This window comes from Acidimicrobiales bacterium, from assembly GCA_033344915.1.
Classification (GTDB): Bacteria; Actinomycetota; Acidimicrobiia; order Acidimicrobiales; family Aldehydirespiratoraceae; genus JAJRXC01.
This window is the reverse complement of the sequence record JAWPML010000001.1, coordinates 3,506,847-3,530,234: the sequence shown is the minus strand read 5'-3', so window position 1 is coordinate 3,530,234 and position 23,388 is coordinate 3,506,847. Positions and strand designations below refer to the sequence as shown.

Sequence of the window (23,388 nt, the reverse complement as noted above, 5' to 3'; positions counted from 1 at the left end):
AGACCGACCATGACCGACTTCTCCGCTTCCGACGACGAGCTTCTCTCGTCCTTCATCGACGGTGACCTCACCGCCGACGAACGGGCGCGTCTCGAGGCACGCCTCGCCGCCGAGCCGGAGATGCAGGCCCGCCTCGCCCAGCTCCGCGGCGCCGCGGCACTCACGGCGACGCCGGTGCCCCCGCTCGACACCGCACACGGCGACTCGCTCATCGCCGCCGCGATCGCGGCCGGCTCCACCACGCCGGACGTCACCGACCTCGCCGCGGCCCGCGCCGCCCGAACACGGCGGTGGGGCGTGCGGATCGCGACGGCGGCGGCCGGGGTCCTCCTGCTGGCGGTCGCCCTCCCGAACCTCGTGGACCGCGGCGACTCCGACGACGACTTCGCCGGCGCCGGTGACGCCGAGGCCACCGCCGAGATCGCGGCCGCCGACAGCTCTCGGAACGGGGCGGCCGACGATGGCGGCGACGACGGTGGTGGCGGCGGCGAGTTCGACGCCCAGGCCGACGATGGGGCCGCGGGCGCCGACGAGAGCGAGCTCGCGGACGCGCCCGAGGCGGACGGCGCCGGCGACGGCACCACCGACGACGTCGGCGCCACGATGGCCCCCGGCACCGAATCGCTGAAGAGCTTCGCGTTCCGCTACGGGATCGAGCCGTTCGCCGATGGCTTCACCGACTACCCGACGACGGACGCGCTGCGCAACGAGATCGTCGACCGCTACGACGCGGTCGCCGCATCGATCCTCGGCGACGGCACGGAAACGAACGAGGGGTCCCAGGACGATGCGGCGAACCTGGACGACGAACGGCGCGAACGGCTCCTGACGGTCGGCCTGGGCGACTGCGTCGCCGAGATCGGCGACCTCGAAGCGGCACTCGCCCCGATCCTCGCCGTGGACGATGCCACCGCGACGGTGAACGGCGCGCCGGTGGCGATCCTTCTCTACGCCCTCGCCGACGGGCGGGTCGTCGCCCATGTCGTGGACGCATCCGACTGCACGGTCATCGAGTCGGTGGAGCTGAATCCTGCGGGATAGGCTCCGACGCCATGGCCGACGAGACCCCCACGACCGAGGCAGCGCCCCCGGGTGCCGACATGGTGACCGGGTTGGTCGACCGCGTGCTCGACATGATCGACCGGGCCCGCGAGGTGGGTACCGAGAACGCCGTGCGGGCGGTGCGGGCGCTCGTGTTCGGTCTCGTGGCGATGATCTTCGTGATCGCGTCGATCGTCTTCCTCGTCGTCGTGCTCGTGCGGCTGGCCGATGCGTACCTGCCGATCGGCACCGGCGTGGGCGACGCCACCTGGGCCGCCCACCTCTACATCGGCGGCACGCTGTCGATCTTCGGCTTCGGCTTCTGGGTGAGCCGCCGGAGTTCCGGCACGGCCCGGCTGTGGATCGCGCTGATCGTGAACATCGTGATCACGGTGTCGATCATCGCCTACGCCATCGCCAGTTGACCGGGAATGCCCACCGGGTCTACCCGGTTGGACGCACCGGTACCTTCGAGATCTTCGAGACAGGGAAGTGCACGTGAGCGACATTCGTGACGTCATCATCATCGGGTCCGGGCCGGCAGGGCTCACGGCGGCGATCTATTCCGCCCGCGCCAACCTGGCGCCGCTCGTGCTCGAGGGCGAACCGAGCAGTACGAGCGATCAGCCCGGTGGACAGCTGATGCTCACCACCGACGTCGAGAACTACCCCGGCTTCCCGGACGGCGTGATGGGACCCGACCTGATGCAGAACTTCCGGGCCCAGGCGGTGCGCTTCGGGGCCGAGATCGAGACGGTGAAGGCATCACGCGTCGACTTCTCCGAACGTCCGTTCAAGGTGTGGGTCGGCGACCCCGACGCCGCCGAACCGACTCATCTGGCGAGGACGGTGATCGTGTCGACCGGCGCCCAGTCGCTCATGCTGGGCCTGCCCAACGAGACCGAGCTCGTCGGCCACGGGTTGTCCACCTGCGCCACCTGTGACGGGTTCTTCTTCCGGGATCAGGAGATCGCGGTGATCGGCGGCGGGGACTCCGCGGTCGAAGAGGCGAGCTTCCTGTCCCGCTTCGGCAGCAAGGTGACGATCATCCACCGTCGCGACGAGTTGCGGGCCTCGAAGATCATGCAGCAGCGGGCCTTCGACAATCCCAAGATCGAGATGATGTGGAACACCGTCGTCGAGGCGTACCTCGGCGAGGGTCAGCTCACCGGGCTGCGGCTCCGCAATGTCGAGACGGACGAAGTGAACGATGTTCAATTCGGCGGCGTCTTCGTCGCCATCGGCCACAAGCCCAACACGTCCCTCTTCGAGGGTCAGCTCGAGCTGAAGGACAACGGCTATCTGGTGACGAAGCCGGACTCGTCCTACACCGACGTCGAAGGGGTGTTCGCGTGCGGCGACGTCCAGGACGACGTCTACCGCCAGGCCATCACCGCGGCCGGATCGGGCTGCATGGCCGCGATCGACGCCGAACGCTGGCTCGAGGAGCACTGAGCGAACAGCGAACGAAGAGTACTGAGCGAACAGCGAACAGACAGCACAGATAGGGTGATGTCGGTCGGGGAATATCCGCACCGACCACGACGTTCTCTGCATCGAACGGTTCAACGAAAGGGACCACCATGGCTGGATCAGTAGGCACGCTCTCGGATGCCACATTCGACGAGGAGATCGGCGGGTCCACCACCCCCGTGCTCGTGGACTTCTGGGCCGAGTGGTGTGGTCCCTGCAAGATGATCGCCCCCATCCTCGAGGAGATCGCGGACGAGAAGGGCGACGCGATCAAGATCGCGAAGCTCAACGTCGACGAGGCCCCCGACATCGCCCGGCGCTTCGAGGTGATGAGCATTCCCACCATGATCCTGTTCAAGGACGGTGAGGAGGCGAAGCGCATCATCGGCGCCAAGCCCAAGCAGGCGCTCGTCGACGACATCGCCGAGTACCTCTGAGTCCCCCATACCCGACCGCCTGATCCGGGCGGTCCCACGGATACGGCCGTCCTTCGGGGCGGCCGTTTCGCGTGCCCGCGCCTCCACTACCCTGCTCCCATCATGTCGACGACGGATGCACCCGGACTCCCGCTACGGCGCGGGGACAGCGGTCCGGCCGTGCGCGATCTGCATCAACGCCTCGTCGCCGCCGGATTCCACGACACCGGTGACAGCGACGACTTCGACGATCACACGGAGAAGGCGCTGCGCGCCTTCCAGGCGTCGCGCAAGCTCGTGGAGGACGGCATCTGCGCGCGCCAGACCTGGACCGCTCTGGTCGACGCCGACCATCGGCTGGGCGACCGGATGATCTACCTGCGCTCCCCCATGACCCGCGGCGACGACGTGACCGACCTCCAGCACCGGCTCGGCAGCCTCGGTTTCGACGCCGGTTGGCTCGACGGGATCTTCGGTCCCGACACCGAACGGGCCGTGCGCGACTTCCAGCACAATCAGGGGCTCACGGGCGACGGCGTCGTCGGTCGGGAGACGGTTGCGGCGCTGCAACGGTTGGCCGGGCGCACGGCGGGCGACAAGACGGTCGCCGAGGTTCGTGACCTCGAGCGGCTCCGCAGCCACTCCGGGCTCGTCGGTGAACGCATCGTGATCGGTGAGGAGGGCGGGCTGCCGGCGATCGTCGACGGGTTGGCCCGTCGACTGCGCCTCGACGGGGCCGAGGTGCTGACGATGCACCAACCCGACCTGTCGGACCAGGCCCGCGCCGCGAACGAGTGGGACGGCAGCGTCTACGTCGGTCTGACCCTCGCCGACGCCGGCCACCATGTCTCCTACTTCGAGATCGAGGGATTCACGTCCCACGGAGGCCGGGCCCTCGCCCACCAGTGCGCGGATCGGCTGACCTCCCTGCTGCCGGCGCCCATCGCGGCCGCCGGGATGCGGCTGCCCATCCTGCGCGAGACCCGCATGCCCGCGGTCTGGTGTCGCCTCGGCCCCGCGAACCTGGTCGTCGAACACGCCGCGGCCGTCACCGACGCGTTGCGTGAAGCCATAACCACGTGGTGCGTTGAAGCTGGGGATGACCCCCCGCTTTCCACAGCCTGATCCCCAGCCACCTGTGTCGCGAGCGAATCTTTTGACAGTAGCACTGTCAGAAGTTTGCCGACGGCGCCCGCTTCGGTGAGCGGCTAGACGACCGTTCCCGGCGGCGTGATCACCCGATAGATCCGTTCCAGGTCATCGAGGTCGGCGAAGTCGACGACCAGCTTGCCCGGTCCCTTGCCGATCTTCACCGACACCCGAGTGGAGAGCCGCGCCGCCAGCAGCTCTTCGAGCTCGAGCACCCCCGGCTCGGCGACCGGTGACGGTGTGGATCCCTTCGACGAGCGGGCGGGCGGCGCCTCGTCCTCGGGTTCGGGCTCGGAGTCGTCGCCATCGCCCTTCAGCAACTCCTCGACCTGGCGAACGGTCAGTCCGTCGGCGACGATCTGCTTGGCGAGCGACTCCTGTTGCCCGCGGTCGGGGGTGGCCAGCAGGGCGCGGGCGTGGCCGGCGGAGATCTGGTCCTCGATCACCAGACGCTGGACCGTCGGCGGCAGCTGGAGCAGGCGAATGGTGTTGGCGACCGCCGATCGGGATCGGCCGACACGCTTGGCCACCTCGTCCTGGGTGAGTTCGAAGTCTTCGATCAGCTGCTGGTACGCGGCGGCCTCCTCCAGTGCATTGAGATCCTGGCGGTGGAGGTTCTCCACGACCGCGGTCTCCAGGCTGGCGAGATCATCGACACCGCGCACGAGGGCCGGGATGGCCGGAAGGTTGGCGCGGGTGGCGGCCCGCCACCGCCGCTCCCCCGCGATCAGCTCGTAGGTGCCGTCACCGGTCTCGCGCACGACGATCGGTTGGATGACCCCGATCTCGGCAATGGAGGCGGTCAGTGCGTTCAGCGTCTCCTCGTCGAAATGCTCCCGGGGTTGATACCGGTTCGGGACGACATCCTTGACGTCGATCTCACGATAGACGGCGCCATCGGTCGTGACGTCCGCGGGGATCAGCGAGCTGAGCCCCTTTCCCAGTCCACTACGCTTCGCCACCGAGAATCTCCTTTGCGAGCTCACGGTAGGCGATTGCCCCCCGCGACATGGGATCGAATGCGGTAATCGGTTGCCCGAACGACGGGGCCTCGCTGAGGCGAACCGTGCGGGGGATCACCTGCCGACAGACCTTGTCGCCGAAGTGCTCCCGAACCTCGTCGGCGACCTGACCGGACAACTTCGTACGGGCGTCGAACATCACGAGCACGATGGTGCTGAGTTCGAGGGTGGGATTCAGATTCCGGGTGACCAGATCCACATTGCGGATCAGCTGACCGAGGCCCTCGAGGGCGTAGTACTCGGTCTGGATCGGCACGAGCACCTCGCTGGCCGCCGTCAACCCGTTGATCGTCAGCAGACCGAGCGATGGGGGACAGTCGATGAGGACGATGTCATAGTCGTCGGCGACGCTCTCGATCGCCTCCTTGAGCTTGCGCTCGCGGTTCAAGGCCGGAACGAGCTCGATCTCCGCGCCGGCCAGGTCGAGGCTCGCCGGGGCGACATAGAGCCCCTTGACCGACACCGGCTCGATCACATCCTCGATCGGCACGTCCTGGAGGAGGACGTCGTACAGCGAGTAGTCGAGCTGGCGGGGGTTCAGACCGAGGCCGGTGCTCGCGTTGGCCTGCGGGTCGAGGTCGACGATCAGGACTCGCTGGCCGAGCTCTGCGAAACAGGCACCGAGGTTGACCGTGGTCGTGGTCTTGCCCACGCCACCCTTCTGGTTGGCCACCGCGAAGACACGGGGACCGGACGCGGGGGTCGCGTCCTCTGCAACGAATGCCACGAGGCACTCTCCCTTCATGGAGCGGTCGGCTCCGAGTATGCCCGTTCCCGAGCCCGGACCATCCTCGCCTGCCGACTATCGACGGTCAAGCATCCTTGTGGAAAACTGCCCGGCTTTTCCACATTTCTCTCCGGATCGTCCTGTTTCACGTGAAACAGGTCGAGCGAGGTGGTTACGGCCGGTTGCGCCCTCATGCCGATGTTTCACGTGGAACACACCGGCATCACTGGATGAGAGCAACCAGGGTCAGAACAGGGGAGCGCGGCGCCGGGTCGATGTACGACGGGGCCAGGAGGCGGGAACATCCCCGGTGCGGCGCACCTCGAGGTAGGCGCCCACGTCTTCGCTGCGGACCTGGAGCGACAGTCCCGCGACCGAGGCCGCAGACGCTCGATTCGCGCTCGCATCATCCACCGAGATGACGGCGACGCCGTCCGCGTCGAGCAGGGGAACCGCCACCTCGACGGTCTCCGCCACCGGACCGAGCAGCCGGGCCACCACCAGGTCGGCGAAATCTCGATACGTTGCGTCATGACCGAGGTCCTCGGCCCGAGCATGGTGGACGATCACCCGCTCGTCGAGTTCCATCTCGTGCACGACCCGGCGCAGCAGGCTGCACCGTCGTTCGCTGGCATCCACCAGATGCCACGTCGACGCGGGGTGGAGCAGGGCGAGGATCACCCCGGGAACCCCGGCACCAGAACCGAGGTCGATACCGTGCCCCAAAACGCCGCATGCGGCCGGGACGTACCCGGCCGCATGACGACGCAGTTCTTCGACGCTGGCGCTTCCGAGGACTCCGGCCTGTCGAGCCGGCGTCCACGCGGCGTCCAGCCGATCCCAAACGGGATCAGTCACCGTCTCCCACCGGGATGATCACGACACGACGACGATTGTCCTCGCCCTCAGAGGTCGTGTCCACGCCCTCCTCGTCGGTCAGCGCATCGTGAACGACCTTGCGGTCCGCGGGCGACATGGGCTCGAGCGAGCGGGCGTCGCCCGTCTCACGCACCTCGGCGGCCTGGGCCCGGGCGAAGTTGGCGAGCGCCTCGGCCCGCCGGGCCCGCACACCGCCGACATCCACACGGATGCGGCCGTTGCGGCTCGACCCGGCCTGGCGTTGCAGAACCGTGCGGACGAGCTCGTCGATGGCGCCGGCCGTGGTGCCACGGTGACCGATCAGGCGCCCGAGGTCCTCCCCCGACACCGTGATGCGGATCTCATCGTCCTCCACGTCTTCACGGGTGAACGACACATCCGTGCCGAATCGTTCCGCCAGGCCGGTGACGAAAGCCTCGGCGAGGTCCGCCTGCTCGGTCAACGGCATCGTCGGCTCGTCGTCACTCATCTGATCCCTGCTTTTCTGGTTGTCGGCCCTGCGGCCGCGGTTGCTCTTGTCGTTCGAGGCGGCAGCGCCGGCGTCGGCCTTCGGCGAACGCCGGTTGCCATTCTTGCCGTTTTCGCCGTTCGATGCACGGCCCTTGCCGCCCTGCTGGTTGTCGTCGCGGTTGCGGCCCTGACCACCGCGGTTGCGATTGCCGCCACCGCGTCCTCCACGATTGCCGCCGGCCCCACCGCTGCGGCCGTCGCGGCCACTGCGGCTCTTGCCCCGGCGACGCTCGTCCTTCGCTCGCGGCGTCGCGGGCGCAACCCGAGCGCGAACGCGAGCCTCTTCCTTCACTCGGCCGAACAGGCCGGTCTTGACATCGCCGATGACTTCGAACTCGGCATCATCGCTGTGGACCCCGAGGCGATCGAGCGCACGCTCTTTCGCTTCCTCGATGGTCGAGCCGGTGCTCTCCACCCACTCCATCGTTTGCTCCTCTCATGCGGTGCGCAAGGCACCCGACGACGCGTCATCCAGAGGCCGCAACCCGATCGGCGGGGCGGCGCGGCGCGGTCGGTCTACTTCTTGCGCTTCTTGTGTTGCGGCGACCCGGGCTCGGTCGTTCGACCGCTCCCACGGGCCTGTCGGCTCGGTGCCTTGCCGGTACGGCCGGCACCCGTCGCCTTCGCTCTCGTCTTCTCGGACTTGCCGCCGGACTTCCCGCCGGACTTGTTCCCCCCGGATCCCTTGGATCCGCCCTTGGCGGTCTGGCCACCCTTGGCGCCCTTTGCGCCCTTCGCGGCCGCCTTCGGCTCCCCCCGCTTCGGGGTCGGTTCGCCCTTCTTCGGCGTGGTGCGCCCGCCCGACCCTCGGTCGGCTCCCTTGGACGACTTACGATCTGCTTCGCGTTGGCGGGCAAGCTGGGCTCCCGGGCTGTCGTCACCGCTGTACAGCGAGCGGGTGATGTAGGCCTGCTGACCAATGCGGTAGAGGTTCGAGACGACGAAGTAGATGACCAGGGCGGCCGGCATCGTGAAGCTGAAGACCGGCAGCATGAACGGCAGGATCTTCATGATCATCTGCTGTTGCGGGTTCACCTGGGCGCCGGTGTTGCGCCCCTGGATCTGACGCTGCTGGTAGAGGCTGGACGCGAGGACGATCACGATCAGGAGCAGGTAGGGGAGCGCCTCGATGATGTTGTCGCTGACCACCTGCTGGGCCGTGCGGGAGAGATCGAGCCCCCACGACTTCATCTCCGTGGCCTGATGGAGCCGCTCGTACATGGCACTGTCGATCGACAGGTTCTCTGGGTCGAACGTCCGTTCGGTCGAGCCGATCGTCGTGACGTCGAGGGTCCCTCCCGCCCCGTCGCGACCGGCGATCCAACCGAGTTGTGTGCCGATGCCCGTGGAGCGACGGGTGATGCCCTGGACCACGCGGAACAACACCAGGAAGATCGGCAGCTGGATCAGCATCGGGAGACAGCCACCCAGCGGGTTGATGCCGTTCTCCTGATAGAAGGCCATCAACTCCTCGTTCATCTTCTGCCGGTCGTCCTTGTACCGGTTCTGGATGGCCTTGAGTTCGGGCTGGAGGCGCTGCATCTGCAGCATCGACCGGGTGCTCTTGAGGGTGAGCGGTGTCGCGACGATCATCACCGCCAGCGTCAGGAAGATGATCGAAACGCCGTACGACGGCCAGACGTCGTAGAAGAAGGCGAGGACATCGGCGATGAAGTTGAACATCTAGGGCTCCTGCGGGGCGGGAACGGGGTCATAGCCGTGGGTGCCCCACGGATGACATCGACAGAGTCGTTTGGTGGCGAGCCAGCCACCGCGGGCCGCACCGTGGCATTCGAGTGCCTCCACCGCGTAGGTGGAACACGACGGCACGTGCCGGCACGGCGACGGGCGGCCGGCGAAGAGACGTTGGTAGCCGCGCACGGCAGAACGCATCAGGCGCGCGACCGGTCCCATCAGCGGGCCTCGTCGGCCGGCGGATGCAGGAGGTCGTGCATGGTCGAACGCAGTGTCGTCGGTGACCAGTCGTCGATCGGCGAGGTGATGCGGATCAGATGGTCACCTCGAGCGGGGAAGTCCGGGTTCATGCGGGCTTCTTCGTCGAGGATCGCTCGGATCCGGCGCCGAATCCGGTTGCGTTCCACCGCATTTCCCACTGTCCGTGGGATTGCGAACGCTATGCGTGCGTTCTGGGTGGAATCAAGCCGGGAGACCAGGCGAATCGGCCCCGAACCATGACGGCGACCTTCGGCCCGAAGGCGATCGAAGGCGGCACGGCCGCGGAGCCGATCGATCACGCCGACAGGCGAGCTCGGCCCTTCTGACGACGAGCACGCAGCACCGCGCGTCCTCCGCGGGTGCTCATGCGCGAACGGAACCCATGTTTCTTCGCCCGTTTGCGCACGTTGGGCTGATACGGCCGCTTCATTGTGATCCTCCGAGTTGCGGGCAGGAGTCGGCACCGCAGAAAGTCGGCTTCGAATCGTCGAAACCGATGACGTCAACTCGTCACGGTATGGCCCGCCGGCTCGGGCAACAACCACCGGGAAGAACTGGGTCCCGCCGGCGCGACGGCGGGCGCCTGAGTCCGGAGTGAATGACACTGATGGTATTTGATGTTCCATTGATGTAATTCGATCTCGCGAAACCGGCTCTGGACTGGTCTTTCGCGGCACTCTCGTCGTTCGGCTTGCGGCTATCCACAACATTGGTATGTTGCCCGCCCACACCGGTCGGAGTGCACCCGTGGAGCTTGGCATTTTTGCCATCGTCCGCCGCATCCTTCCGGCGGGGTTTCGGAGGGTCGTCCACACCTGTGGACGCGGCTGTGGAGACAGGATTGCACGTGGACGAGATGGGGGACGCCGATGGTCTGTGGACCACCTGCGCAGAGAGTATTCGTGCCCAGGTGAGTGACGCCGTCTGGCGCACCACGTTCAGCGGCGCCAAGGCAGTCGCATTCGACGAGGGCGAGTTGGTGATCGTCGTCCCCAACGGCCTGCAGAAGGAACGCATCGAAGGCCGCTATCTCGGTCTCGTCCAGGACGCGATCGAGGAGACCAGCACCGATGTCACGGTGCGGGTGGAGATCGACACGGACTGGGACGAGGTCGCGTTCGACGTCCCCGCCGCCGATCTGCGTTCCCCCGACGATCCGCCGAAGGCGCCCGGTGTGGTCGCCGGCCTCGAGGGCGGACGCGACGAGAAGTTCACCTTCGAGCACTTCGTCATCGGACCGTCGAACCGCTTCGCCCATGCGGCCGCCCTGAGCGTGGCCGAGACGCCGGCCGCGAGCTACAACCCGTTGTTCATCCACGGCGATTCGGGGCTGGGGAAAACCCACCTCCTGCGCGGTATCGCGCACTATGTCGCCGATCACTACCCGACCTACCGGGTTCGTTATGTGTCCACGGAGACGTTCCTCAACGAGTTCGTCGAAGCGATCCGCACCAACACCCAGCCCGAGTTCAAACGACGTTATAGAGACAATGACGTCCTACTCATCGACGACATCCAGTTCATCGAGGGCAAGGAAGGACTCCAGGAAGAGTTCTTCCACACGTTCAACGAGCTCCACCAGAACAACAAGCAGATCGTGCTGTCGTCGGACCGCACCCCGGACGCCATCCCCACGCTCGAGGATCGGCTGCGGAGCCGGTTCAAGTGGGGACTGATCACCGACATCCAACGGCCCGACCTCGAGACCCGCCTCGCCATCCTGCGCCGCAAGGCCGAATCGAAGACCGTCGACATCCCCGACGACGTCTTCAACTTCATCGCCGAGAACATCACCGACTCGATCCGCGAACTCGAGGGTGCGCTCATCAAGGTGACGGCCTACGCGAACCTCACCCAGCAGCCACTCGACATCGACCTCGCTGCGCTGGTGCTCAGCGATCTGATCACGAACGCCGAGAAGCCCCCGGTCACCGCCGAACGCATCATCGACCTCACCGCCGAGATGTTCAGCTTCGAGGTCGACCAGATCACCGGCGGGTCCCGCCGGCGACCTCTCGTCGATGCCCGTCAGGTCGCCATGTACGTCACCCGCAACATGACCGATCTGTCGTTCCCCGACATCGGGAAGGCCTTCGGCAACCGCGACCACACGACGGTCATGCACGCGGTCCGCAAGATCGAGGCCCGGATGGGGGAGCGCCAACAGATCTTCGACAAGGTCACCGAGCTCCAGCACCGCCTGACGCACCCCAACTGATGGGGACCATGCTGGGGACGAGCTGGGCACCCATGGTGGACCACACGTGCACAAACCCCGCGCCATCCACCATCGCGGCGCGACCGGTGTCACACACTGTGAGCGCGCGGGGAAGCCATGGGGACACGACATCCGCGTCATCTCAGGGCAGACTGCCTTCCCTCCACAATCCACAACCCCTATGGACTGCTACTAGACATATGTCCATACGACCGGGAGAAGTAACCCAACCATGGGCCTGAAGTTCCGATGTGAGCGAGACATCCTCGCCAAAGCCCTCGCTGATGCGGGACGGGCCGTCACCACCCGAGGTGGCGCCCTACCGGTGTTGGCCGGAGTCCGCCTCGAGCTGATCGGCGATCAGCTGACGATCACCGGCAGCGATCTGGATCTGACGATCTCCGTCGTCATCGACGTCGCGGGGTCCGAGGACGGTGTCGCGGTCCTGCCGTCGAAGCTCGCATCCGATGTGGTCCGTTCGCTGAAGGCGGGCGCCGTCGAGGTCACCGTGGAGGACGACGACGCTCGCATCGTCGCCCAGCCCTCGGAGTTCGCGATCCGGGTCATCCCCGCCGACGAGTTCCCCGAGCTGGCCACCCCGGAGGGTGACGCCGTGACGCTCGATGCGGGTGCGTTCCGCGCCGCGATCGAGCAGGTCGAGAAGGCGGCGTCGTCCGACGACGCCCGGCCGATCCTCACCGGTGTGCTCATGGCCGCCGAGGAGGGCGGGCTGCGCCTCGTCTCCACGGACTCCTACCGGCTCTCGGTGCGTGATCTCGCCGGCACGTCCGTGTTGGGGGAGGGGCAGAAGGTCCTCGTGCCGAGCCGGGCCCTCAAGGAACTGGCCCGCGTGGTCGGCGAGGAAACCGAGATCACCCTGCGTCTGGGCGAACGCGACGCCGGCTTCCAGGTCGGCCGCGTGTCCGTCACCACCCGGCTGATCGAGGGTGATTTCCCGAACTATCGCGGTCTGATCCCCACGAACCACCCCAACTCACTGACGGTCGATCGCACGACGCTGCTCGATGCCGTGCGTCGTGTTCGTCTGCTCGCCCAGGAGTCCACGCCGGTACGGATGGCGATGTCGGCCGACGGACTCGAACTCGTCGCCGTCACCCAGGATGTCGGTCAGGCCCATGAAGCCGTGGAAGAGGCGAAGTACACGGGTGAGGATCTCACGGTGGCGTTCAATCCCGAGTACCTCATCGACGGGATCGAGGTGGCGCCCGGGGACGAGATCACGCTCGAGACGGTGGACGAGCTCAAGCCGGCCCTGTTGAAGTCGTCCGAGGATCCGAACTTCCTCTATCTGTTGATGCCGGTCCGCGTCAGCTGACCTCGGGCCTCATCTCCGCAGCCATCGGCTGGGGTCGCCCAGTGATTCGATCCATGTCGTCTCGGTGCGGGGGTCGTGGGCGCGCCGCTCCCACTTGGGGCGGAGATCGCGGAACAGGTGCAGCGGGTCGTCGGCGTCCGGACCGAATCGCTCGGGTTCCTCGATCCCGAGCCGGCTGCCCCAGACATTGTCGTGGTTCGCGTCGGCGGTGAACTCGATGAAGATCGCGTCGCGGGGGGCGCCGAGCGACCGCCGGCCCCGGTGCATCCCGTTGGGATCGAACAGGAACACGTCGCCGGCCCGGCCGACGGTGTCGACCGCCCGGCACGAGGCGGGGTCGACACCGATCTGGTCGAACGACAGGGCATTGCGGCGGAAACAGGAGAACGGGTGGACCGTCTCGTGGGTGCCGGCGACATAGGACATGACCTGGCCGTCGGCGGGGACGTCCGTCAGCAGCACCATCACCTTGACCATGCGGTCCTCCATGTCGTGGTGCCAGCCGAACTGGTGACTCTCCGGTTGTTCCTTCGGGAGGTAACGCATCCCGTAGACCCGCTTGATGTGCGTCGGCTTGCCGAGATAGGAGGCTGCGGTCGTGACCAGCAGCGGATCGCGGCACAGGGCCAGGAGCTCCGGCGCGATCGCGAGGGCATCGTTGAACACCCATGCCTGCTGGTCGTCGCGCCAGTACTGCTCCTGGTCGTAGTGGCGGAACTCGGCGTGCTCGCCCGTGCGGAAGGCCAGGTCGACGCGGTCGTGGATCCGCCGGATCCGGCGCCGGGGGAACAGTCGGCGAACGGGGACGACCCCGTCCGTGCGCAGCCGTTCGACCACGCGCCGGGCGCGTCGCGGTCGTGGATCCGACAGCCGGTTGTGTGGGTCCGGGTGGCGCAGGTAGGCCTGGCGGATTCGGTGCAACTCGTCCGTGTCGGCCAGTTCGGTGAGGACGCGCGAAGTCTGGTCGACCGGCCGGTCGGCGTCGCTCAGCAACGCCGCGATGTCGTCCCAACGTTCGTCTCGCAACGCGTCGGCGATCGCGACGCGGAACCGGATCTCCACCCCCACGACCCGAACGATACCGACACGGTCGCCGGCCGTCCTGTCGATCAGTCGGTGACGGCGCGGCGGGTGTCGCCCGGGTGCTCGAGTCGTCGTCCCTCGAGCACGAGCGTGATGAAGATCACGAGGTCGATCGCGGCGAGGAGCCAGATCCCGTCGACGTTCTCGCCGAGGAACAACACGGCGGCCAGGACGGCGATCGCGCCGGCTCGTTCGGGTGGGACCACGTGGTACGCCCGCAACGTGGCGAGCTCGACACCGCCGAAGAACAGACCGAGTCCGAGCAGGAGCATCATCCGCACGCCGTAGTCGAGCGTGTCGTCCGGGTGCAACGTGATCTCCTCGAGCGCGGCGGCCGAGAAGATCACGCCGCTGACGATGAGCGCGTGGATGTAGGTGTAGACATCGCGTGCGTACTGCGCTCGTGCCGAACCCGTGACCTGTTCGAAGCGACTCTCGAACACCTTCTGGGGTCGGTCGAAATAGCCCCACCACAACAGCGCGGCGAAGAGCCCGGCGAAGGCGAGCGAAGCGATCGTCTCCTTGGGAAGCCCCTCGTCGACGTCGAGGGCATCGAGCACCGGCACCGCGATCGCCACGATGACCTCGCCCAGGGCGATGATGATGATGAGCCCGTGACGTTCGGCGAAATGGCCCGGCCGGATGATCCAGTCACCCTTGCCGGCGACGAACGTGCCGCCGGCGATGATCGCGATGCCGGCGAGCCACAGCGTCACCCGCACCGGCTGGTCGTCGAACGCGGAACCCAGGAGGAACAGGCCGATCGCGGCCGCGTTCGGGATGCCATAGACGATCGCCGACCTCCATTCGGCCGATCCGGTCGGGTGCCCCATCGTCATCAACACCAGACCCATCAGCAGGATCACCGAGATGGGGATCGTGAACATCCAGCCGGCGTCGTCGAGCGCACTGGTGACCGCCGCAGCCATCGGTACGGACGCGACGGTGGCCACGAGCATCAACGCCTGCACGTTGCGGGCGTGGGCGGAGACGGCGTTCGCCGACCAGGTGAGCTGGGTCCAGGGGAGCCACAGCATCCAGAACAGCAACCCGGCTTCGAGGATGCCCTCGAGGTCGTGGTGGTGCACGAGGAACGACACGAGTTGGGCGAAGGCGAACACGAAGGCGAGGTCGAAGAAGAGCTCGACCGGGTTGGCCGTGAAGTCCTCGTCCGCCGGCGGGAGGCGGATCCAACCACTGGGCCCCGTGCCGTGTGGGTGTTCGATAGCCATTTCGGGCGAGTGTAGAAACTACGTTGGCGCCCTGTGCAGATCCGGACGCTCGAACTCCAGAACTTCCGGTCCTACGAGGCGGTGACGGTGTCGTTGACCGACGGGCTCACGGCCATCGTCGGTGAGAACGGGCAGGGCAAGACCAATCTGCTCGAGGCGATCAGCTGGATCGCCGGGATGGGGTCGTTCCGGGGGGTTCCCGACGACGCGCTGATCCGGCTCGGCACCGACGCGGCCGTGCTGCGGGCGACGGTGGTGTCCGCCGACGGCCGCGAGCAACTGATCGAGGCCGAGCTGCCCCGCATCGGCCGGAACCGCATCCAGGTCAACCGGCAACGGCTCTCGCGGGCGCGCGACCTGCTGGGGGTCGTGCAGGTGACGGTGTTCTCGCCGGACGATCTCGAGCTCGTCAAGGGCGGTCCGGCATTGCGGCGCCGCTGGATCGACGAGGCGCTCGTGAGCCGACACCCCAAGCACGACGCGACCCGGGCGGACCTCGAGCGCATCCTGAAGCAGCGCAACGCCCTGTTGCGCTCTGCCCACGGCCGTCTCGACGCCGATGCGGCATTCACCCTCGACGTGTGGGACGCGAAGCTCGCGCACACGGGTCAGGCGGTGCGCGACGCCCGCGAACAACTGCTCGCGGAGATGGCGCCCGGGCTCGCGGGTGCGTACGACGCCGTGGCGCGACAGGCTGCGGAGGTGGAGACCGTCTACGAGCCGAGCTGGCACGGTGCGCTGGCCGATGCGCTCGTCGCGTCGCGCGACCAGGACGTCCGGCGCGGCGTGTCGACGATCGGTCCGCACCGCGACGAGATCACGCTGCGGATCGGGGGCGCGCCGGCGCGGACCCACGCCTCGCAGGGTGAGCAGCGTTCGCTCGCGCTCGCGTTGCGGCTGGCGGCCGACGCCGTCGTGCGCGCCGCGGGCGTCGCGGAGCCGGTCCTGCTGCTCGACGACGTGTTCTCGGAGCTCGACCCCGGGCGGGCCGAAGCGCTGTTGGACGCACTGCCCGGGGGCCAGCGGCTCCTGACGACGGCCGCCTGGTTGCCGCCGGCGGCCGTCCCCGACCGGGTGCTCCGGGTCGTCGACGGCACCGTGACCGAGGCCAGCGCAAATGCGTGATCCGTCGAACGCGGACCGTGGGCCCCAGCGGCTCGGCCGGGCGTTGGACCGCCTGATGGGCACCCTGCGGGCGCCCTCGGTGGACGTGCTCGACAGCGTGTTCTCGCGCTGGTCCGAGATCGTCGGAGATGATGTCGCGAAGCACTGTCGCCCCGTCTCGATCGACGGTGACACCCTGACGGTCGCCGCCGATGATCCGACCTGGGCGAGCGAGCTGCGTTGGCTGGAAAAAGACCTGGTCAGAAGGGTCGCGGAGGTCGCCGGGACCGATCGGGTTTCCCAGGTGAACGTGCGGGTCTCCAGGCGCAAATGACACGCATGTAACTGCTACACTCGAAGCACCGTGTTCGGGCTGTTTCACCAGCGTCCTCCAGACGCCAACACCCTCCCGGAAACCCCCACGCTCGCTCGTCGCGACCGGGATTTCGGAGCCCTCTCATGACCGCGGACGACGGGCCTCGCGACGGTGTCACACCGTCCTCCGATACTGGTGCCGCGGGTGACGCCGGCGCCGACCACAACGGGAGAGCTGATTCGAATGGAGAGCGAGTGACCACCACCAGTGAGTCTTCCTACGGGGCACAGGACATCACGGTTCTCGAGGGTCTCGAAGCCGTGCGCAAGCGACCCGGCATGTACATCGGATCCACCGGTCCCACCGGCCTGCACCATCTGGTGTGGGAGGTCGTCGACAACTCGGTGGACGAGGCGATGGCCGGCCACTGCAGCCGTATCGACGTCACCCTCCTCGCCGACGGCGGGTGTGAGGTGACCGACGACGGCCGGGGCATCCCGACCGACGTCCATCCGAAGTACGACGACATGAGCGCGGCCGAGGTCGTGCTCACCGTGTTGCACGCCGGCGGCAAGTTCGGTGGCGAGGGCTACAAGGTCTCCGGTGGTCTGCACGGCGTCGGCATCTCGGTGGTCAATGCCCTGTCGCGTCGCGTCGAGGTGGAGATCGATCGCCAGGGGAGCCGTCACTTCATGTCGTTCGCGGACGGTGGTGAGCTCCGCGACCGGCTGGCGGCCACCGGCGAGCCTCCGGTCGGCGCCGACGGCGAAGCCCGCACCGGCACGACGGTGCGCTTCTGGCCGGACCCGACCATCTTCGACGAGGTCGACTTCCGCTTCCAGACTCTGCTCGAGCGCTTCCAGATGATGGCGTTCCTCAACCGCGGCCTGGAGATCCGAGTCCGTGATCTGCGTCCCACCTCCACCGTGGAGACCGATGATCCCGAGGGCTGGGTCACGTTCAAGTACGACGGCGGCATCATCGACTTCGTCAGCCATGTCAACGCGTCGAAGGATGCGCTGTTCGCCACGGTCGGCTACTTCTCGGGGGAGGAGGAGATCGGCGGCAATCCCCACGAGGTCGAGATCGCCTTCCAGTGGAACACCGGCTTCAACGCCGACGGGCTCCACAGCTTCGCCAACGGCATCGCCACTCTCGAGGGCGGCATGCACGAGCAGGGCTTCCGCACCGCCGTCACCCGCACCGTCAACGCCTACGCGCGTGACAAGGGCTTCCTCAAGGAGAAGGACGAGAACCTGACGGGTGAGGACATCCGTGAGGGTCTCACCGCGATCATCTCGGCGCGCATCGGCGAGCCCCAGTTCGAGGGGCAGACCAAGTCGAAGCTCGGCAACGTCTCCATGCGTTCGCTGGTCGAGAAGGTCACCAACGAGCGCATGGCCGACTGGCTCGAGGAGCACCCGGGTGAGGGCAAGGCCATCGTCACCAAGGCCACGAACGCCGCCCGGGCCCGCGTGGCCGCGGCGGACGCCCGCAAGGCGATCCGGTCGAAATCGCTGCTCGACGGGGCCGGCATGCCGGACAAGTTGAAGGACTGCTCGTCCAAGGATCCCGAGCGGCGGGAGCTGTTCATCGTGGAGGGCGACTCCGCCGGTGGGTCCGCGGTGCGGGCCCGCGATCCCGAGACCCAGGCGATCCTGCCGATCCGCGGCAAGATCCTGAACGTCGAACGGGCCCGCATCGACAAGATGCTCAAGAACACCGAGGTCCAGACCCTCATCACCGCGATAGGGGCCGGCTTCGCCGAGGAGTTCGACATCGAGCAGGCCCGCTACCACAAGGTGATCCTGCTGGCCGATGCCGACGTCGACGGCAGCCACATCCGCACCCTGCTGCTCACGTTCTTCTTCCGGCAGATGCGACCGCTCGTCGAGGCGGGCTACGTCTACATCGCCCAGCCGCCCCTCTACTCCACGAAGATCTCCAACAAGGAGACCGTGTACCTGAAGGACGACGCCGCGAAGGACGCCTTCATGGCCGAACGTCCGAACTACACGAAGGACTTCCAGCGGTTGAAGGGCCTCGGCGAGATGGATTGGGACGAGCTGCGCGACACCACCATGGACGTGGGCTCGCGTTCGCTCCTCCGGGTCTCCGTCGAGCAGGCCGCGATCGCCGACGAGGTGATGTCGATCCTCATGGGCGACGACGTCGAGCAGCGCAAGAACTTCATCGTCACGAATGCACGCGAAGTGCGGAACCTGGACTTCTGATGTCTGACACCCCCACCACCGACGAACTCGACGACAGCGGCGAACCCGACGACGTGACCGTCATCGAGATCCAGGAGGAGATGGAGAGCTCCTTCCTCGACTACGCGATGTCGGTCATCATCAGCCGGGCCCTGCCCGATGCGCGTGACGGCCTCAAGCCGGTCCACCGACGGATCCTGTGGTCGATGTACGACCAGGGGTTCCGGCCGGACCGTAACCATGTGAAGTGCGCCCGGGTCACTGGCGACGTCATGGCCCGCTTCCATCCCCACGGCGACAGCGCCATCTACGACGCGTTGGCCCGCATGGCGCAGCCCTTCTCCCTGCGCCACCCGTTGATCGACTTCCACGGCAACTACGGCTCGCCCGAGGATCCGCCGGCGGCCGCTCGCTACACCGAGTGCAAGCTCGATCCCCTGGCCATGCGGATGCTCGCGGACATCGACGAGAACACGGTCGACTTCGTGGACAACTACTCGGGCGACTTCACCCAGCCCGACGTCCTGCCCGCCCGTTTCCCCAACCTGCTGGTCAACGGCAGTCAGGGCATCGCGGTCGGCATGGCCACCAACATCCCGCCCCACAACCTCAACGAGGTGTGCGACGCGGTCGTTCACCTGCTGCGCAACCCGGACGCCTCCGTCGACGACCTGATGGAGTTCGTCAAGGGTCCCGATTTCCCGACCGGCGGTCAGATCCTCGGTCGGGTCGGCATCGAAGCCGCCTATCGCGAGGGCCGCGGCTCGGTGAAGATGCGGGCCGCGACCGAGATCGAGGAGCGGGGCCAGCGTCAGGCGATCGTGGTCACCGCGTTCCCGTACCAGGTGTCCGCCGGTGCCGTTGCCCGGAAGATCTCCGAGCTCGTCAACAATCGCGAGCTCGAGGGCATCGCCGACGTCAACGACGAGTCCTCCGGTGACGACACCCGGTTCGTCATCACGCTGAAGCGCGACGCCAATCCCGAGGTCGTGCTCAACAACCTCTGGAAGAGCACGCCGCTGCAGACCAGCTTCGGGGTGAACATGGTCGCCCTCGTGGGTGGCGTGCCCCGCACGCTGAACCTGCGGTCCGCGTTGGTCGCCTACGTCGACCATCAGGTCGAGGTCATCACCCGCCGGTCGGAGTACCGACTCGACCAGGCCGAGAAGCGCCTCCACATCGTCGAGGGCCTGATCAAGGCGCTCGACCTGATCGACGAGATCATTGCCGCGATCCGGGCCAGCGAGGATCGCGGCGCGGCCCGCGAGGCGTTGATGGCCACCCCGTTCGAGTTCTCCGAGGTCCAGGCGAACCACATCCTCGACATGCAGCTCGGTCGGCTCACGCGGCTCGGTCGCAGCGATCTCGAGGAGGAGGCCGCGGAGCTCAGCGAGACCATCGCCGATCTCCAGGCGATCCTGGGCGACGACGAGCGACTCCGGTCGGTCATCGTCGACGAACTCGGCGAGATCCGTGAGAAGTTCGGGGAGGAGCGCCGCTCGGTCCTCGAGATCGATCCCGGCGAGTTCGACATCGAGGACCTGATCGACGACGACCCGCTGGTCTTCACCATGTCGGCGTCCGGCTACGTGAAGACGGTGCCGACCGAGGAGTTCAAGACCCAGGGTCGAGGGGGACGCGGCATCGCCGGCGCCAAGCTGAAGGACGAGGACGAGCTCACCCACCTCATCCAGACCACGGCCCACTCCTATCTCATGTTCTTCTCCACCCGCGGTCGGGTCTACCGCCTGAAGGCCCACCAGATCCCGGTGGCGTCCCGCACGGCGCGGGGCACGGCCATCGTCAACCTCCTGCCCCTGCAGGAGGACGAGACCATCCAGGCGATCATCGACACCCGCGACTACGAGACCAACCGCTATCTGTTCTTCGCCACGAAGAAGGGGCGGGTCAAGAAGACCCGGTTCAACGCCTACGACTCCTCGCTGCGGGCGGGCCTGATCGCGATCAAGCTCAACGACGACGACGAGCTGGTCGAGGTGATCCCCACCAACGGCCTCTTCGACATCTTGTTGTCGTCGAAGTTCGGGCAGACCATCCGCTTCAAGGAGGAGCAGGTCCGCGAGATGGGTCGCAACGCGGCCGGTGTCATCGGCCTGAAGTTCAAGAAGCCCGATGATCAGGTCGTGGCCTGCGACATCGCCCGGGAGGGCTCGACGCTGCTCCACATCACCAGCCAGGGCTACGGCAAGCGCACCGCGGTGGAGGAGTACCCCACCAAGGGACGCGGCGGCATGGGCGTCGTCGGGATCAAGATCGTCGAGGCGAAGGGCCATGTCGTCGGCACGTTGATGGTCGACGATGACGACGAGATCCTCGCGATGACCGCCCACGGGGTGTTGATCCGCACCCGTGTGCAGGACATCTCTAGCCAGGGGCGCGCCGCGAGTGGCGTGAAGGTCATGAGCCCCGACGACGGCGACGAGGTGGCCTCCATCGCGTTGATGACCCTCGAGGAGGCTGTCGCCGCCGAGCTCGAATCCGCGGACACCGACGAGCTCGCCGCTACCGCCGAGACGGGCGACGAAACCGACTGATACTTCCTCCCCCCACTTCCCCGATTCGCGAGAACGAGGAGGATGGAAGATGGGCGCGTTCGTGTGTTCACAGGAGCGGGGCCAGGCGACGCCCCTGATGGTCGTCGTGGTGGTGCTGGCCCTGGTGGCGGCCGTGGTGGTCGGTCGGCTCGGGGCGTCCGCCGACGATGCGGCGCGCGCTCGTACCGCGGCTGACGCCGCCGCGATCGCCGGGGCCGGCGGGGGTGCGACCGCCGCGGCGGCGATGGCTGCGGCGAACGACGGCGAACTGGAGTCGTTCCGCCGCATGGGTGCTGTCGTCGAGGTCGTCGTGCGGGTCGGTGCCGTCTCGGCGCGCGCCCGTGCCGAGCAGACCGTCGAATGGGTGCCGTGAACCGCCCGGGGCCGCGCGACAATCGGCGGCGTGCCCCTGTCGTTCCCGGAGGTCGTCGACCATCCGATTCTCTCGCCACCGTTCCGCTGGCGCATGGGGGTCCGCAGCCTCGGGGCGCCCGAGTGGCTCCAGCCCGATGATCGGCGGGCCGATGACCTCGCCCGGAAGACCGCGACGCTGGCCGAGCCCGGCAGCGATGGCCTCCGTTTCGTGCCCGGCTCCGAGCCGGCGGCTCAGGAGGTGCTGGATCTCGTCGCCGCGGACCTCGCGCGGCGGGGTCTCGCCCTGTCCACCATCGGGACGCATCCGATCGACATCGCGGGCCGGTCCGTCCAGGAGGATCTCTGCCTGCTGGAACGCGACGACACCGCCTGGCGGCTCACCGCCGGCAGTGTGTGCTTCCCCACTCGGTGGTCGCTCGCGGACAAGATCGGGGGGACGCTCGCCGCCATTCACGGTCCCGTTCCCGGCTACGCCGAACAGCTCAGCGACCGGGTCGATCGGTTCTTCGACCGCATGACGCCGGGCGCCATCGCGTATCGACTCAACTGGTCGCTCGTCGGTGATTCGGCCCGGCGGCTTCCTGCGGCCGACCGTCAGGCCCCCGACCGCCTGCCCGCCGATCCCGCCACCCAGCTCTTCCTGCGGGTCGAGCGTCAGACGTTGCGGCGTCTCGAACACCACACGGCCATCGTGTTCGGCATCAGGATCCACGTCTGGTCGCTGGGCGAGGTCCTCGCCGACCTCCCACCCGCGGCATTGGCGGGCGAACTCCTCAGCGCTCCCCTCGATGTCGCCCGCTACAAGAACCTCGACGGACTCCGCCGGGAACTGGCCCGATGGATCGACGCGGGGGGTGAGGCGGTCTGAGGGCCGTCGTCCCGTACACTTTCCCGGTGCTCTCGCCGCGGGCGGCGGAAGACCACTCCCACACGCATGTCTGAGCTCCCCGAACCCGACGACGCAACCTTCCGCCTGGCCACAGGCGAGGAACTCGTGCTTCCCGGCGACGACGTCGCCGAGGCGGCGCCTGCCGCCGCGTCCGCGCCGCCGATGGTGCCCGGGCTTCCGCCCGGCGTCCGTCCTCCCCGGCCGAGCTATCGCGATCGTCGGATCGCCGGTCGACTCCGGGCCCGCAAGGTGCGCCGGCTCGTCCGCCACGTCGAGCCCTGGTCGGTGCTCAAGGTCTCGCTGCTCTTCTACTTCTGCCTCTGGGTGATCCTGTTGATCGCCGGCGTGATCCTGTGGAGCTTCGCCGTCGGTTCCGGCACGATCGACAATGTCGAGAACTTCATCAAGGAACTCTTCGCTCTCGACAGCTTCGAGTTCAACGCCGATGAGATCTTCCGGGCCAGCGCGATCGGTGGACTCGTCCTCGTCGTCGCCGGCTCCGGTTTCACCGTGCTCATGGCCGTGCTGTTCAACCTCATCAGCGATGTCACGGGTGGTGTCCGGTTCACGGTCGTCGAGGAAGAGACGGCCCGGCCCCGCCCCAAGCGCACCCGGCCGCGCCATGGTGCGCGCCCGATGGTCCAGCCGGCGCCGGCTGCGCACGAGATGGGTGCCGGCGGGCCTGTTCTCGCCGACGCGACGTTCGACGATCCGCCGCCGGATCCGGCCGCGGACGTGCCCCTGCTCCCGACGGCCGAGTCCACCGAGACGGACGCCGAACAGGGGGCGGACATGGACGAGCCGGCCGAGGCCGAGGAGCCGTCCATCTGACGGCGTTGCTGCCGGCAAACCACGTTGGCGAGCACAACCGCACACCGGTAGCGTGATCGCCTC

The 23,388-nt window shown here is 67.5% G+C and carries 24 protein-coding genes; 14 read left to right on the top strand and 10 right to left on the bottom strand.

Annotated features, from left to right (window positions below):
• Nucleotides 1-9: 9 nt before the first annotated feature.
• The 5 genes from R8F63_17025 (at nt 10) to R8F63_17005 (ending at nt 4,055) form a co-directional block, all read left to right on the top strand.
• Complete coding sequence (locus R8F63_17025) at nt 10-1,041, top strand: hypothetical protein (GenBank protein MDW3220314.1); 1,032 nt, start codon at nt 10-12, stop codon at nt 1,039-1,041.
• An 11-nt stretch (nt 1,042-1,052) separates the two neighbouring features.
• A complete protein-coding gene (locus tag R8F63_17020; GenBank protein MDW3220313.1) occupies nt 1,053-1,466 on the top strand; it encodes a hypothetical protein in 414 nt (137 codons plus the stop codon).
• A 73-nt stretch (nt 1,467-1,539) separates the two neighbouring features.
• On the top strand, nt 1,540-2,496 hold the full coding sequence (gene trxB / locus R8F63_17015; protein MDW3220312.1) for a thioredoxin-disulfide reductase: 957 nt from the start codon (nt 1,540-1,542) through the stop codon (nt 2,494-2,496).
• A gap of 128 nt (nt 2,497-2,624) precedes the next feature.
• Entirely contained in the window at nt 2,625-2,951 is a 327-nt protein-coding gene (gene trxA, locus R8F63_17010; GenBank protein ID MDW3220311.1) for a thioredoxin, read from the top strand.
• A 102-nt stretch (nt 2,952-3,053) separates the two neighbouring features.
• On the top strand, nt 3,054-4,055 hold the full coding sequence (locus R8F63_17005; protein MDW3220310.1) for a peptidoglycan-binding protein: 1,002 nt from the start codon (nt 3,054-3,056) through the stop codon (nt 4,053-4,055).
• Nucleotides 4,056-4,138: 83 nt separating this feature from the next.
• On the opposite strand, the gene R8F63_17000 is transcribed toward R8F63_17005, so the two are convergent.
• The 8 genes from R8F63_17000 to rpmH form a co-directional block, all read right to left on the bottom strand.
• Nucleotides 4,139-5,041: a ParB/RepB/Spo0J family partition protein gene (locus R8F63_17000; protein ID MDW3220309.1), complete on the bottom strand. Its 903-nt coding sequence runs from the start codon at nt 5,039-5,041 to the stop codon at nt 4,139-4,141.
• Nucleotides 5,028-5,828: an AAA family ATPase gene (locus tag R8F63_16995; GenBank protein ID MDW3220308.1), complete on the bottom strand. Its 801-nt coding sequence runs from the start codon at nt 5,826-5,828 to the stop codon at nt 5,028-5,030. Before R8F63_16995 ends, R8F63_17000 begins: the two co-directional genes overlap by 14 nt.
• A 246-nt stretch (nt 5,829-6,074) precedes the next feature.
• Nucleotides 6,075-6,686 (bottom strand): RsmG family class I SAM-dependent methyltransferase, encoded by a 612-nt coding sequence (locus tag R8F63_16990; protein MDW3220307.1) that lies wholly within the window; start codon nt 6,684-6,686, stop codon nt 6,075-6,077.
• Nucleotides 6,679-7,641, bottom strand: a complete 963-nt coding sequence (gene jag, locus R8F63_16985) for an RNA-binding cell elongation regulator Jag/EloR (GenBank protein ID MDW3220306.1) — start codon at nt 7,639-7,641, stop codon at nt 6,679-6,681. The genes R8F63_16990 and jag overlap by 8 nt, the downstream gene beginning before the upstream one ends.
• Nucleotides 7,642-7,733: 92 nt before the next feature.
• The gene (locus tag R8F63_16980; GenBank protein ID MDW3220305.1) at nt 7,734-8,900 is read right to left on the bottom strand and encodes a YidC/Oxa1 family membrane protein insertase; all 1,167 of its coding nucleotides are present in this window, start codon (nt 8,898-8,900) and stop codon (nt 7,734-7,736) included.
• Nucleotides 8,901-9,131 (bottom strand): membrane protein insertion efficiency factor YidD, encoded by a 231-nt coding sequence (gene yidD / locus R8F63_16975; protein ID MDW3220304.1) that lies wholly within the window; start codon nt 9,129-9,131, stop codon nt 8,901-8,903.
• A complete protein-coding gene (rnpA, locus tag R8F63_16970; GenBank protein ID MDW3220303.1) occupies nt 9,131-9,472 on the bottom strand; it encodes a ribonuclease P protein component in 342 nt (113 codons plus the stop codon). The genes yidD and rnpA overlap by 1 nt, the downstream gene beginning before the upstream one ends.
• Nucleotides 9,469-9,603: a 50S ribosomal protein L34 gene (gene rpmH / locus R8F63_16965; GenBank protein ID MDW3220302.1), complete on the bottom strand. Its 135-nt coding sequence runs from the start codon at nt 9,601-9,603 to the stop codon at nt 9,469-9,471. The genes rnpA and rpmH overlap by 4 nt, the downstream gene beginning before the upstream one ends.
• Nucleotides 9,604-10,029: 426 nt before the next feature.
• Here rpmH and dnaA point away from each other — a divergent pair, with 426 nt between their 5' ends.
• A complete protein-coding gene (gene dnaA / locus R8F63_16960; GenBank protein MDW3220301.1) occupies nt 10,030-11,391 on the top strand; it encodes a chromosomal replication initiator protein DnaA in 1,362 nt (453 codons plus the stop codon).
• A gap of 232 nt (nt 11,392-11,623) precedes the next feature.
• On the top strand, nt 11,624-12,727 hold the full coding sequence (gene dnaN / locus R8F63_16955; GenBank protein MDW3220300.1) for a DNA polymerase III subunit beta: 1,104 nt from the start codon (nt 11,624-11,626) through the stop codon (nt 12,725-12,727).
• 9 nt (nt 12,728-12,736) lie between these two features.
• On the opposite strand, the gene R8F63_16950 is transcribed toward dnaN, so the two are convergent.
• Both R8F63_16950 and R8F63_16945 read right to left on the bottom strand, forming a co-directional pair.
• Nucleotides 12,737-13,795: a phytanoyl-CoA dioxygenase family protein gene (locus tag R8F63_16950; protein MDW3220299.1), complete on the bottom strand. Its 1,059-nt coding sequence runs from the start codon at nt 13,793-13,795 to the stop codon at nt 12,737-12,739.
• A gap of 41 nt (nt 13,796-13,836) precedes the next feature.
• The gene (locus R8F63_16945) at nt 13,837-15,042 is read right to left on the bottom strand and encodes a low temperature requirement protein A (protein MDW3220298.1); all 1,206 of its coding nucleotides are present in this window, start codon (nt 15,040-15,042) and stop codon (nt 13,837-13,839) included.
• Nucleotides 15,043-15,075: 33 nt separating this feature from the next.
• Here R8F63_16945 and R8F63_16940 point away from each other — a divergent pair, with 33 nt between their 5' ends.
• The 7 genes from R8F63_16940 to R8F63_16910 all read left to right on the top strand — a co-directional run bounded on the left by R8F63_16940 (nt 15,076) and on the right by R8F63_16910 (nt 23,325).
• Entirely contained in the window at nt 15,076-16,167 is a 1,092-nt protein-coding gene (locus R8F63_16940) for a DNA replication/repair protein RecF (GenBank protein MDW3220297.1), read from the top strand.
• Nucleotides 16,160-16,480, top strand: a complete 321-nt coding sequence (locus R8F63_16935; GenBank protein MDW3220296.1) for a DUF721 domain-containing protein — start codon at nt 16,160-16,162, stop codon at nt 16,478-16,480. The genes R8F63_16940 and R8F63_16935 overlap by 8 nt, the downstream gene beginning before the upstream one ends.
• 236 nt (nt 16,481-16,716) lie before the next feature.
• Entirely contained in the window at nt 16,717-18,696 is a 1,980-nt protein-coding gene (locus tag R8F63_16930; GenBank protein MDW3220295.1) for a DNA topoisomerase subunit B, read from the top strand.
• Nucleotides 18,696-21,230, top strand: coding sequence for a DNA gyrase subunit A (gyrA, locus tag R8F63_16925; protein ID MDW3220294.1), 2,535 nt, complete (start codon nt 18,696-18,698; stop codon nt 21,228-21,230). The genes R8F63_16930 and gyrA overlap by 1 nt, the downstream gene beginning before the upstream one ends.
• A 49-nt stretch (nt 21,231-21,279) precedes the next feature.
• The gene (locus R8F63_16920; protein MDW3220293.1) at nt 21,280-21,603 is read left to right on the top strand and encodes a hypothetical protein; all 324 of its coding nucleotides are present in this window, start codon (nt 21,280-21,282) and stop codon (nt 21,601-21,603) included.
• Between the two features lie 30 nt (nt 21,604-21,633).
• Nucleotides 21,634-22,473: a DUF3445 domain-containing protein gene (locus R8F63_16915; GenBank protein MDW3220292.1), complete on the top strand. Its 840-nt coding sequence runs from the start codon at nt 21,634-21,636 to the stop codon at nt 22,471-22,473.
• 66 nt (nt 22,474-22,539) lie between these two features.
• The gene (locus R8F63_16910) at nt 22,540-23,325 is read left to right on the top strand and encodes a DUF3566 domain-containing protein (GenBank protein MDW3220291.1); all 786 of its coding nucleotides are present in this window, start codon (nt 22,540-22,542) and stop codon (nt 23,323-23,325) included.
• Nucleotides 23,326-23,388: the final 63 nt, after the last annotated feature.